Source organism: Polynucleobacter sp. (assembly GCF_040400325.1).
Taxonomy (GTDB): domain Bacteria; phylum Pseudomonadota; class Gammaproteobacteria; order Burkholderiales; family Burkholderiaceae; genus Polynucleobacter.
This window is the reverse complement of record NZ_JBBAQK010000004.1, coordinates 63931-76722: the sequence shown is the minus strand read 5'-3', so window position 1 is coordinate 76722 and position 12792 is coordinate 63931. Positions and strand designations below refer to the sequence as shown.

Annotated in this window: 7 protein-coding genes; 5 read left to right on the top strand and 2 right to left on the bottom strand. The window is 44.6% G+C overall.

Annotated features, from left to right (window positions below):
* Positions 1-5 precede the first annotated feature (5 nt).
* Positions 6-1676 (top strand): DNA repair protein RecN, encoded by a 1671-nt coding sequence (gene recN / locus ABWP14_RS04830; RefSeq protein WP_353201855.1) that lies wholly within the window; start codon positions 6-8, stop codon positions 1674-1676.
* Positions 1677-1682: 6 nt separating this feature from the next.
* Here the strand turns inward: recN and glnE are convergent, their stop codons facing one another.
* Complete coding sequence (gene glnE / locus ABWP14_RS04825) at positions 1683-4493, bottom strand: bifunctional [glutamate--ammonia ligase]-adenylyl-L-tyrosine phosphorylase/[glutamate--ammonia-ligase] adenylyltransferase (RefSeq protein ID WP_353201854.1); 2811 nt, start codon at positions 4491-4493, stop codon at positions 1683-1685.
* A gap of 79 nt (positions 4494-4572) precedes the next feature.
* Here glnE and ABWP14_RS04820 point away from each other — a divergent pair, with 79 nt between their 5' ends.
* Genes ABWP14_RS04820 through ABWP14_RS04805 form a run of 4 tightly spaced genes read left to right on the top strand, consistent with a single transcriptional unit; the run spans position 4573 to position 12185 of the window.
* Entirely contained in the window at positions 4573-8679 is a 4107-nt protein-coding gene (locus ABWP14_RS04820; protein WP_353201853.1) for a YhdP family protein, read from the top strand.
* A complete protein-coding gene (locus tag ABWP14_RS04815) occupies positions 8676-9509 on the top strand; it encodes a carbon-nitrogen hydrolase family protein (protein ID WP_353201852.1) in 834 nt (277 codons plus the stop codon). The genes ABWP14_RS04820 and ABWP14_RS04815 overlap by 4 nt, the downstream gene beginning before the upstream one ends.
* A 24-nt stretch (positions 9510-9533) precedes the next feature.
* Positions 9534-11024 (top strand): metalloprotease TldD, encoded by a 1491-nt coding sequence (tldD, locus tag ABWP14_RS04810; RefSeq protein WP_353201851.1) that lies wholly within the window; start codon positions 9534-9536, stop codon positions 11022-11024.
* 30 nt (positions 11025-11054) lie between these two features.
* On the top strand, positions 11055-12185 hold the full coding sequence (locus ABWP14_RS04805) for a 3-deoxy-7-phosphoheptulonate synthase (RefSeq protein ID WP_353201850.1): 1131 nt from the start codon (positions 11055-11057) through the stop codon (positions 12183-12185).
* A 38-nt stretch (positions 12186-12223) separates the two neighbouring features.
* Here ABWP14_RS04805 and ABWP14_RS04800 read toward each other — a convergent pair whose 3' ends face one another.
* Positions 12224-12790: a cob(I)yrinic acid a,c-diamide adenosyltransferase gene (locus ABWP14_RS04800; protein ID WP_353201849.1), complete on the bottom strand. Its 567-nt coding sequence runs from the start codon at positions 12788-12790 to the stop codon at positions 12224-12226.
* Positions 12791-12792 lie beyond the last annotated feature (2 nt).

The window sequence follows — 12792 nt, the reverse complement described above, 5'->3', positions numbered from 1 at the left end:
AATACATGCTTCACACTATCTCACTTCGTGACTTTGTCATTGTTGATCAGCTTGAGCTCGACTTTGCCAGCGGCTTTACAGTCCTGACTGGAGAGACTGGCGCGGGTAAATCGATCCTATTAGATGCCCTCAGCTTGGTATTGGGTGAGCGCGCTGATAGCAGTCAAATTAGAGAGGGTGCTAGTCGTGCTGAAATATCAGCTCTCTTCAGAATAGATCCTGAACAAATTCAATACTTCAATCAGTGGTTGGAAGAGCAAGGTTTTCCCATAGAAGATGGAGGAGAAAGCCTTTTTCTAAAGCGAACCATTGATGGGAATGGTCGCAGCCGCGCGTTTATTAATGGTAGCGTCGCTACAGTCACACAGCTTCGTGAGGCGGGAGATCGGTTGGTCGATATACATGGTCAACATGCGCATCAACTCTTACTGAAGGGTGGTGCACAACGTGAACTGCTCGATCGTCATGCCGGTTTATTACCGCTTGCATCTGAAGTAGCTCAAACTTTTAAGACCTTAAGTGAATCTCGTCGCAGATTAGAACAAGCAGAAAATGCTGGCCAAGATATTGAGCGTGAGCGTGAACGCTTAGAGTGGCAGCTAGAAGAGCTGACAGAGCTTTCTCCAGTAGAGGGTGAGTGGCTCAGTATTCAAAGCGAGCATGCAAAACTTGCAAATGGCGCCAAAATTATTGAGGGCTGCCAGGAAGTAATCGAATCATTGAGCGAAGCAGATAGTTCAGTAGAAGCAATTCTATCTAGAGCATGCGGCAATATCAGCGCTTTGGCAGAGCATGATCCAGTCCTATGTAATATTAGTGAGGCCTTGAATTCTGCACAAATTCAATTGGACGAAGCGATTCATGGTCTCAATCGCTATTTACAAAAGATTGATTTAGACCCAGCAAGACTGGAACTGGTAGAAGAACGAATGCAAGCACTTCACGGGGCTGCACGCAAATACCGCACTGAAGTAGATGAATTACCCAAACTATTAGTAGACACTCAGGAACGCTTAGATGCATTAACGGCTTCACAGAATATTGAAGCCCTTCGCGACAAGGTCAAGACTGAAGAAGCTGCCTATCAGAAAATTGCCAAGCAACTCTCACAAAAGCGCAGTAAAGCTGCAACTGAACTGGGTAAGTTAGTCACAGATGCAATGCAAAATCTTTCTATGGCTGGCGGTCAACTCGAGATTGCCCTCACCCCTCTCAATGAAGGTGGTTCGAATGGCCTAGAACAAATTGAGTTTTTAGTTGCAGGTCATGCCGGCAGTACACCGCGGTCTTTAGCCAAAGTAGCATCAGGCGGTGAATTAGCACGGATTAGCTTAGCCATTAGCGTCATCACAAGTAAGGCCTCATTTACGCCCACACTGATCTTTGATGAAGTCGATGCTGGAATTGGAGGGGCTGTAGCTGAAACCGTTGGAAAGCTATTGCATCAACTTGGCCAATCGCATCAAATTTTGTGTGTCACACATCTGCCCCAAGTAGCAGCCCAAGGCAACCATCATCTGAAAGTCAGTAAATCACAAAGTGCGGATAAGACCATCTCTCAAGTCCAAACTCTGGGCAGATCAGAGCGGGTAGAAGAGGTAGCGCGCATGCTAGGTGGCGCAACGATTACCGATACTACGCGTCGTCATGCTCGGGAACTTTTGGGCCAAAGTTAAATTAGCTTAGGGGTTAGATGACTCCGAAAAGACTTCTTTCCAGAGCGACACCACAGCATCTCTTGCTAAAAGCATTTCCGGATGTGCCTCAATAGAAATACGGGTCTTTTCTGCACCATCTAAACGCAGGCGATGTTGCAAAGCCCTGAGAGAGCGATATGCATTAGCAACTGCATGCGCAGCATGAGGGGCAATTAAACCTAACTCTCCAGCAATACGCAGTAAAGCAATATTGCCTAAGTTACCAATTAATTGAGGATATTGATGCGAATAAGCCAGCACTAAAAACTGTACTATAAATTCGATATCGACCATGCCACCAGCATCATGTTTTAAGTCAAACTCCCCGCTTATATTCGGATGACCTGCATGGACTTTGCGTCGCATTTCTAAAATTTCATTGCGCAACTGATCAACATGACGCTGCTGACTTAAGACCTCAGCCCGAACATCATCAAACACTAAGCCTACTTCGATATTGCCTGCCGAGTAACGCGCCCTAGTGAGGGCCTGATGCTCCCATACCCATGCAGCGTTATCACCTTCACGAAGTTGATATTTCCTAAATGCCTCGCTATTGGTTACTAAAAATCCAGCCGAGCCATTAGGGCGTAAGCGAGTATCAATTTCAAATAGGCTCCCTGTAGTAGTAAAGGCAGTTAACCAATTAATCATGCGCTTGGCTAAAAGCCCATACACCTCACTAGCCACATAATCTGTCTCATCTGCTTGATATAAAAATACCAAATCTAAATCGGAGGCATAACCCAACTCTTTGCCACCTAACTTTCCATAAGAAATAATGGCAAAAGGTGGGTTGCTACTTTTGGGTAAATTAAATTTTTCCACAACACTCGGCCAGACCCGCTCAAAAGTGATTTGCAAAATGAGATCAGCCAATGCAGAAAGATGATCGCTAACCTTTTCTACGGAAAGTGCCTGTTTAACGCCAATTCCCAAGTCTGCTAATAAGGTAATAAAGGTTTCGGTGTGATGCGTCACCCGCAAAATATCCATTGCCTGCTCTGAACCATCTCCATCGGCCATGACATCATCAAGTTGCAGATGAAGATTGGCTTTTACTTCTCGCCAATATTCATCTGGGTTTTCAATGAGTAACTCCTCAGTTCTAGAGTTCAGAAGATGATCCAATAAATGAGGGTGCCGAGTAAGATAATGAGCACCCCACTGAGAAGATTTCAAGAGGGCTAATACATTTGATAAAGCCCTAGGGTATTCAGCCAATATAGAGAGGTAAGCACTTCGGCGCGCAATCGCTTCTAGTAAATCAAAAAAGCGTAATAAAGTCGTATCAGCGTGCACGAGCGAAGCATCATCACCTTGAATACTTTGGGCTGCTTGGCGCATTAAGTTATTAAAAATAAGACGGCTCTTCTCGGGTAATTGCTTTTGCTTGGGGCTTTCAACCCACATCCGCCATCTAACTAAGGTTTCAGGAAAAACAAGCTCATCAGGCGCCCAATCAAGCGCTAAGGGAGCTAGATCTAGGCGAGCGCTATGGTCAAGTGAAAATGCTTTTTCAAATAGTCGCGCTACGTTATTTTGATGGCGATCTAACTCTGCTAAAAACTGATCGAGATTTTGTCCTGACTGCATCATCGATTGCGCTAAGCGCGTCCTGCTTTCCTCGTCATCAGGAAAGTAATGGGTTTGTTGATCATCCCAAACCTGAAGCCGATGCTCCAAGCGCCTCAGAAATATATAGGCAGACTGTAAATCCTTGACCTCACTTGCAGGAAGAATGTCACGCTGCGAAATCAAATCAAGAACCTCTAAAGTGGGTCTCACTCTAAACCGAGGATCAGTACCTCCGCGCATTAACTGGAACATCTGCGCTAAGAATTCAATTTCCCGAATTCCGCCACGACCCAATTTAATATCTCGAGAACGGCCTTGGCGTCCTGAGGATCTCTTATCTGCTTCCAGCTGTATCTGTGCGTGAAGATCCCTTATTGAAGCAATCACTCCATAGTCAAGATGACGGCGATATACGAAAGGGCGAATGAGCTGCTCTAACTCTTTTTCACAGTACAGGTGGGTATCTGTTCCAGGCAAAGGCGCAATCAGTCGACCCTTGATCCAAGCATAGCGCTCCCATTCTCGACCCTGCACTAGCAGATACTCCTCTAGCATGTCTAAGCTACACACTAAAGGTCCTGAATCTCCGTTTGGACGCAAACGCATATCAACTCGGAATACAAAGCCATTAGCATCGTGCTCAGCCAAGCAGGTGATCAAGCGTTTACCCATGCGTGTAAACCACTCGTGGTTCGATAAACTTTTTTCTGCTCCTACCGTCTCACCCTCATGCTCATATAAAAATATCAAGTCAATATCAGATGAAAGATTGAGCTCAAGCCCGCCCAACTTTCCCATACCAACAACCATCAAAGGCATTTCGTTATTAGTAACTCGACTCCAGGGCAGCCCAAAGCGGGCCTGCAGATCTGAGCGAATCAAGGTAATCGCTTCTGAAACAGCAAGTTGAGCAAACAGACTAAGGCTATGGGTCACCTCTTCAAGGCTAGCCATACCATTTAAGTCTCGAAAAGCAATCCACAACATCAATCTCTGGCGAGCTAGGCGCAATTCGGTCATGAATTGCGCTTCACCAAACTCACTGCCCTCCTTGGACTGTCTGCAAGCGCTCAATAGATCTCGAATATCTTGGGCTTCAATTTTTTTCTGGCCGCAGCTATGGAGCCACTCCGCCCAATCTGGGCGAGCACTCAGCCAGCGGCGCGCATAAGTAGAGTGCCGCTCTAATAAGTCCATTTGCTCAGAAAAATCGTTCATTCCCCCATCTTAATCCGTACCCAGAACTTGCTATACAGAAGCTTGGCGGTCAACCGTGGGCTGACGGATAATAGGGGCCATGCTGGAAAATATCATTCTGCCTCGTCTCAAGGGCGCATTTACTAAAGACCCTCAACTCTCGGGCAAAGCTTGGTACAAGCGCGCCTTGATTTTGATTGCTCTAGTAGCAGCTTTATTTGTGATTGGGCACCTTGGAGTTCGTTTCATTCTTTGGCCTCAAATTGAAAAATCAAAAGCAAGCATTGAAAAATTGATTAGTGCTCGCATTGGGGCTAATGTTTCTATAGATAAGCTAGAAGTTGCTTGGACTGGAATTCGACCTAACTTTGAAGTTGAAGGACTACGCTTTAACGGGGCAGATCCATCGAAGCCTTTATTATTCGTTGAAAAAATTAATGGTGAGCTGAGCTGGAATTCTTTATATCACCTTGCGCCCTATTTTCATAAACTGAACTTAAAGGGTGCGCAAATTGAAGTTCGTCGTGATAGCAAAGGACTAATCAGCATAGCGGGATTACCGATTCATAGTCAGCCTAATGATTATTCAGCTGAAAACTGGTTATTTGCACAAAATGATATTCAGATTAATGATGTCAAATTATTTTGGGATGACCAAAAAAGTCAAAAGCAGTTAAGCACTATTGATATTGGGAACCTCACCCTAAGTAATGGCTTCCGTAAGCATCAAGGCGTGCTGACTGCTACTACGCCATGGACTACTGGCCCTGTAGAAGTTAAAGTCAATTTTGCGCAACGTCTTACTGGGCAAGCGGGTAATTGGCGCCATTGGATTGGCGCTATCGAGTGGGACTTCACGAATCTCAATCTCACTCAGATTGCCAAGGAGTTTAAGCTGCGCCCTAAAACTTTAGAGGGTAGTGCCAGCTCGAAAGGAAAATTAAATATTGACAACGGTCAGCCAGACGGTGGAGAGGTTTATTTTGCTGCTGATAATCTAGTAGTGCAATTATCAAAAGAAGAAAACGCTATTGTCTTTGGAAGGGTAGAGACTAACCTGACTCAAGAAAATATTAATGGCATGATTTCTATCAATACTAAAACCCTTGCTTGGAGAGATGCTCAAAGCGCTAAAAACACCTCGCTAGAAAACCTGAGCCCGATGACGTTCCGCTGGCGACCACCTGGGGCTGATGGTGAAATCAAGGAATTTGGTTTTTCTTCTCCAAAAATCTTAGTAAAAGATATTGCTTTATTTGCTCTTAATCTTCCGCTCTCTAAAAAAGTACAGCGTTGGATCAAAGACTCTCAGGCTAATGGTGAGCTCCAGAACTTAGACATCAACTGGTCAGAAAGCAAATCAGCGCTTTCTAATTTAAAGCTACCCGGTAATTGGTTTAAATCGAATAAATTAGATTTTACGGTCAGTGGCAAACTCATTAATCTAAGCTTCACGGGTGTGAATAAATCCATGCCTTCGGTCAGCAATCTTTCTGGATTTCTTTCTAGTAATCAAAATCAGGGCAGCTTTACTGTCGACTCAAATAACCTTGGCTTAGAAGTCAATGATCTCCTTGCGGATCCTAAAATTAAATTAGATCTTGCCAAGGGCCAAATTTCTTGGGTGAAAACAAAAGGTAATTGGGTTGTGACTGCTAAAGATCTAGCCTTAAGTAACTCAGAAATAACAACGAAACTCGATCTCAATTATGTGCTTGGGGGCAAAGGTCAAGCCGACCTAATGTCTTTAGACATGGACTTTCCAACAGCTAAACTTGCTACTGCACACCGCTATCTTCCGATCAATATGGATAAAGATACTCATTACTATCTAAGCAAAGCGTTCAGTGCAGGCGATATCCAGAAGGGTAAGCTGCATATTAAAGGTGATCCAAACAAAATCCCTTTTCCTAAAGGCAGCACTGGGGAATTTACTTTTAATCTACCAATCACTGCGGCGACCTATAACCCTCTACCTACCCTACCAAGCAATCAAGGAGTATGGTCTGCATTTACTAATGTCAATGGACTCATCGCTATGCAAAATGAGTTATTTACCGTAGACATTAGTCAAGGTAATTACAAACAAGTTGCAATGAGTCAATTGCATGCCGAAATTCCAAGTGTTAGCGCTAATCAATTAGTGCTCTCCGTCAATGGCAACGTCCAAGGTGAAGCGCCTCAAATACTGGAATATTTATTTGCTTCACCAGTAGGGAAAAAGCAGGCTAGCTTTGAAAAGAATTTACGCGTAACTGGTAATACCAGTATTGAGCTGGGCTTAAAAATTCCCCTTTCAGGCAACGAGGACACTAAAGTTGATATCAAACTCAATTTGCCTGGCAATAAAGCGCAATGGGCCAGTTTTCCACCCCTTGAAAACCTTAAAGGAAAAATTCGGATTACCGATATCAACCCTCAGTTTGAAGATGTGAGTGCCAAATTCTTAGGAGGTAATCTCAAGATTGCTACAGCACCATCATCTGCAGGCGCTCAGAACTATAGTATTGTCGGCGATATTTCTGCAAATTTTATTAGGGATTATTTTTCTAATGCGGTGAAGTCTGAGTCCGTTTCCCTACTTGATGCGATGAGTGGTGCCGCTAAATATGAAGGTGTACTGAGTTTTCATAAGTCTGGAAGCGAAACCAACCTAAAATTTGATCTGCGCGACTGGGCAAGTGCTGCGCCAATCCCAGCTCAAAAACTGAAAGGGGCCCCCCTTTTGGGTCAAGTCACCATTAAAACCAACTCCACGACTCAGGGAGGATCTGCGGGTGCTAGCTGGATCGGTAATCTTGGAGATATCTACGCTATACAAGGCGAACTCAATCAGGATGGTGAGGTACGCTCAGCCCTTGGAGTCGGCGCCCCAGCCATTCTTTCGCAACAAGGATTTAATTTAAATTTAGTCACTAATGAACTGAATGTAGATTCCTGGATTGATTTTTTTGGGCATCAAGATAACAAGAATCTTCAAACCAAGGCGGACGATCCTAGCGCCAACAGTCTACAAATAACAGCGCAAGTGCAAAAATTAACCTTGATTGATCGAATATGGGAGGATTTGAATATATCTGCCAGCCAGCAGCAGAGTGCGTTGCAAATGCGTATCAATGCGCCTCAGATTAATGGGCAGATTCAGTACCAAGGCGCTAATCAAGAAAATCCTAACGGTATACTTTCTGGAATATTCAGTCGCCTACGCGTACCAGATGTAGCAACGGAATTAATTAAATCAAGTGCCAGTAATACTTCAAATCAAAATACGCGCAGTCCTGACAGCGTCCCCAGTCTCGATTTATCTATAGATGATTTTTCTTGGTTCAAGGCTAAGCTTGGTCAATTCAAAATCAAGACTATCTCAGGCAATAACGCAGTCAAGATTGACTCCATTCAAACCATTAATCCCGAAGGTGAGTCCAAAATCACTGGGCAGTGGAATGGTGCTAGCCAAAATCAATCTGAGCATACCCAACTCAATTTTGATATGGATGTGAAGAATGCCGGACAACTCATTGCTCACTGGAGTGATGAAAAATTAGTTGAGGGCGGTCAAGGCAAAGTGAACGCAGCGATTGAGTGGGATGGCTCACCATTTGACCCACAATTCGACTCTCTAAAAGGTCAGGCAAATTTAAATCTGTTAAAAGGTCGGCTGTTAGAGGTCGATACTAGTGGTGCTCAACTTCTGGATGTTTTGAGCTTACAAAGTCTGCTGAAATTTGCTACTCTTGATTTACAAGGTAGCGTTGGAAATATTGCGGCTAAGGGAACTAGCTTTAACTCGATTAACGGTAGTTTTGAGATCAATCAAGGCATTGCGCAGGCAAAGCAATTTAAGATAGAACTGGATCAGGCTCGTGTCGCGATGAACGGTCAAATCAACATTCCGAAACAAACTCAAGATTTACGAATTACTATCTTCCCCACCATCGATGCAACAGCGGGTTCATTAGCTGCTTTTGCGATCAACCCTATTATTGGTTTAAGCGCTCTCATTGGGCAATATTTAATTACCAGTCAAATCAACCGTAATTTTCAATCAGACTATTTGGTTCAAGGGTCTTGGAAAAATCCTGAGGTGATTCCCTTGGATCAACAAGGACAACCTCTCGACTCAAAGGCTATGGATAAGATTCGTAGCAAGGATCTGTTAAAAGAACAAAGCAAACCTGCATCGAACAGTTCGTCACCTCCATCATGAATCATAGTGAAAATTTAAGCGATATTCGGATCGCGTCTATCCAAATGGTATCTACTCCCGTACTTCAGGAGAACCTCAATACGGCTGCTAGATTAATTAAATCTGCAGCTGAAGAGGGCGCTCAGCTTGCTGTCTTACCTGAATATTTTTGCTTGATGGGCTTTAAGGATACCGATAAGGTTCGAGCTCGAGAGTCCTATGGGAATGGCCCTATTCAGGAACAGCTTTCGGCAATTGCAAAAGATAATGGCATTTATTTAGTTGCAGGGACTATTCCCTTGGAGGCTGGTGATCCAGAAAAAGTGTTGAACACCACTCTAGTCTTCAATCCACACGGTGAGACGATTGCACGTTACGACAAAATTCATCTATTTGGATTTCAGACAGAAACTGAGCGCTACCAAGAATCTGAAACGATTGAAGCGGGTAATGAGCAATGCATACTAAAGATTGCAATCGGTACGCAAGAGTGGATTTTTGGACTGAGTATCTGCTATGACCTGCGTTTTCCAGAGCTTTACAGGGCCTTAGGTCAAGTAGATTGCCATATTATTCCTGCGGCTTTTACCTACACGACAGGTAAAGACCATTGGGAAATTCTGCTGCGTGCACGGGCGATTGAGAATCAATGCTATGTTCTGGCTTCAGCTCAGGGCGGTACCCACCTCAATCAACGGCGTACATGGGGGCATAGCATGCTGATTGACCCTTGGGGCGATGTTTTTGCCAATCTCCCTGAAGGTGAAGGTTTTATTTCTGGGGTATTGTGCAAAGATAAATTAAACGAGGTACGCTCTAAGTTACCTGCACTGACCCATCGAAAGCTTTAAATCACCGAAAGATTTTCCTAATCAATGAATGCACCAGAAGCACTATTTCCAAATCATTGGACCAAAGCTAAAAAACAAGCTGATCTCCTGAAAGTAGCAAAATCAATTTTGCTAGAACCCACGGGACTCACAGAACAAGATCTTCATCGTACTTTTAGCGATATGTTTACACATCGCCTAGACGATGCCGATCTGTACTTTCAACACACCCGTAGCGAAAGCTGGAGCCTTGAAGAAGGCATTGTGAAATCTGGCAGCTTCAATATTGATCAAGGCGTTGGGGTACGTGCAATTTATGGCGATAAGACAGCCTTTGCTTATTCTGATGAAATTAATTTAGAGGCACTCAATAAAGCAGCGAAGGCAACGCGCGTTATCGGACCAGAAGGTGGCAAACAAGCTGTTGCTAGCAAACTTTTTAATCCCCTCTCGAACAAACTCTATTCCGACATCAATCCTTTAGACTCTTTGCAACCCAAAGAAAAGATTGCGCTTCTTGAAAGTATTGAGCGGCGTGCAAAAGCCCGTGATCCTCGCATTATTCAAGTGATGGCAAGTTTGGCTGGTGAATTTGATGTGATCTTAGTCGTGCGTGCCGATGGATTACTAGCCGCTGACATTCGTCCATTAGTCCGTGTCTCAGTTCATGTCATTGCTGAACAAAACGGTCGGCGTGAATCTGGCTCCTCTGGTGGCGGAGCACGTCACGATTATCAATACTTTGATGCTGCACTGATTAATCGTTATGTTGATGAAGCGGTAGATGGTGCCCTAACGAACTTAGATTCACGACCTGCTCCTGCCGGACCGATGACCGTAGTCATGGGCCCAGGTTGGCCAGGTGTCTTACTCCATGAAGCAGTTGGTCATGGTCTAGAGGGTGACTTCAATCGCAAAGGTTCGTCTGCCTTTGCTGGACGTATTGGTCAACGCGTAGCGGCTAAGGGTGTCACTGTAGTTGATGATGGCACGCTCTCAGGTCGTAGGGGCTCACTCAATATTGATGATGAAGGTACGCCCACCCAATGCACCACCTTAATTGAGGATGGTATTTTGAAAGGCTATATCCAAGATAGTCTGAACGCTCGCCTAATGAAGATGCCACTCACCGGCAATGGTCGCCGAGAAAGTTTTGCTTCATTACCAATGCCACGCATGACCAATACTTATATGCTGGCCGGCAAAGATGATCCACAAGAAATTGTGGCTAGTATTAAGAGGGGCCTTTATGCGGTCAATTTTGGGGGTGGTCAGGTGGACATCACTAGCGGAAAATTTGTTTTTTCTGCATCTGAAGCCTATTGGGTAGAAAACGGAAAAATTCAGTACCCAGTCAAAGGAGCCACCATCATCGGCAGTGGACCAGAGTCTCTGAAGCAGGTTTCTATGATTGGCAGTGACCTCAAGTTGGATAGCGGCGTAGGGGTTTGCGGCAAGGAGGGACAGAGCGTTCCAGTAGGTGTTGGACAGCCCACCCTAAGAATTGATAGCCTTACAGTGGGCGGGACTGCCTAGTATTACCTAATTACGGCTTAAAATAGCCGTATGAACCAACAAAACACTAATCCCGCTAATTGGTACTCCGCCGTTGATAAGACGTCGGATACTGACGATCAACGTATTCACAACATTTCAATTCTGCCTCCGCCAGAGCACTTGATTCGTTTTTTTCCCATTTCAGGCACTCCAACGGAAGCACTGATTAGCAAAACCCGAAAGAAGATTCGAGACATTATTCATGGCAAAGATGATCGTTTACTCGTCGTCATCGGTCCCTGCTCGATTCATGACCCAAGAGCAGCATTGGAATACTGCCATCGCCTCTTAGCAGAGCGTAAGCGTTTTGCTGGAGAATTAGAAATTGTAATGCGGGTGTATTTTGAAAAGCCACGCACCACTGTTGGTTGGAAGGGCTTAATCAATGACCCTTATTTAGATGAGAGCTATCGCATCGAAGAAGGTCTGCGTCTTGCCCGCCAAGTCCTGATGGAAATTAATCGTCTTGGTATGCCGGCAGGTAGTGAATTCCTTGACGTGATTTCTCCACAATATATTGCTGATCTGATTTCTTGGGGCGCTATTGGCGCACGTACAACCGAAAGCCAAGTTCATCGTGAGCTGGCTTCTGGTTTATCAACTCCAATTGGTTTTAAAAATGGTACTGATGGCAACATCAAGATTGCAACAGATGCAATCCAGGCTGCAGGTATGCCGCATCACTTCCTTTCTATTCATAAGAATGGTCAAGTCTCTGTAGTAGAAACCAAAGGCAATAAAGACTGTCACGTGATTTTGCGCGGCGGTAAAGAACCTAACTATGAAGCACAATTCGTCCGGACTGCTTGTGCAGAGCTTGCGGCTGCCAAGCTCCCAGCTGGTTTAATGGTGGACTTGTCTCACGCAAACTCCAGTAAAAAGCATGAGCGTCAGATCGTTGTCGCTGACAATATTGCTAAGCAAATTGAGTCTGGATCGCACCAAATTTTTGGTGTCATGGTTGAAAGTCATCTTCATGATGGTGCACAAAAATTCACACCTGGAAAAGATGATCCTGCCAAACTGGAATATGGCAAGAGCATTACTGATGCATGTATTAACTGGGATGATTCAGTGAAAGTACTTGAGCGTCTTGCTGATGCTGTGAAGAAACGTAGAAGCAAGAAAAGCAAGTCCTAAAAATTAATGGGCGAGCATTAGAAAAGAGACTAGATTATTTAGTCTCTTTTTTTTTCATGCTTCCACAACACATCACTACCACCTGCAGCACGATTCAGTATGCGTGACAAAACAAATAATAAATCTGAGAGGCGATTGACATACTGGCGCGGAGAGTCATATAAGGGCTCAGCCCAACCCAAACGGACAATCGAGCGTTCAGCCCTTCTGCACACTGTGCGGCAAACATGAGCTTGCGCAGCAGCACGTGTTCCACCTGGCAAAATAAATTCAGTTAGTGGAGGTAGTTGCTTGTTGTACTTTTCGAGCCAGACATCTAACTGGGCAACATGCTCAGGTTTGAGGAGCTTGTAATTCGGAATACAAAGCTCACCACCCAAATCAAATAAATCATGCTGGATCTGTAAAAACAGCTCTTGTAACTCTGGGGCAATGCTTTCAGGGATCTGCTCGGTCATCAAAACGCCAATTTCAGAATTCAACTCATCGACGTCCCCCATAGCGCAAATCCGCAAATGGTCCTTTTCTACGCGACTTCCGTCACCTAGGCCAGTCATGCCTGAATCACCAGTTCTGGTGGCTATTTTTGATAATCGATTTCCCATGA

Excerpts from the sequence above, each read along its gene's own strand:
- recN (WP_353201855.1), top strand. The coding sequence starts at position 6 with ATGCTTCACACTATCTCACTTCGTGACTTTGTCATTGTTGATCAGCTT.
- glnE (WP_353201854.1), bottom strand. The coding sequence starts at position 4,493 with ATGAACGATTTTTCTGAGCAAATGGACTTATTAGAGCGGCACTCTACT.
- ABWP14_RS04820 (WP_353201853.1), top strand. The coding sequence starts at position 4,573 with ATGCTGGAAAATATCATTCTGCCTCGTCTCAAGGGCGCATTTACTAAA.
- ABWP14_RS04815 (WP_353201852.1), top strand. The coding sequence starts at position 8,676 with ATGAATCATAGTGAAAATTTAAGCGATATTCGGATCGCGTCTATCCAA.
- tldD (WP_353201851.1), top strand. The coding sequence starts at position 9,534 with ATGAATGCACCAGAAGCACTATTTCCAAATCATTGGACCAAAGCTAAA.
- ABWP14_RS04805 (WP_353201850.1), top strand. The coding sequence starts at position 11,055 with ATGAACCAACAAAACACTAATCCCGCTAATTGGTACTCCGCCGTTGAT.
- ABWP14_RS04800 (WP_353201849.1), bottom strand. The coding sequence starts at position 12,790 with ATGGGAAATCGATTATCAAAAATAGCCACCAGAACTGGTGATTCAGGC.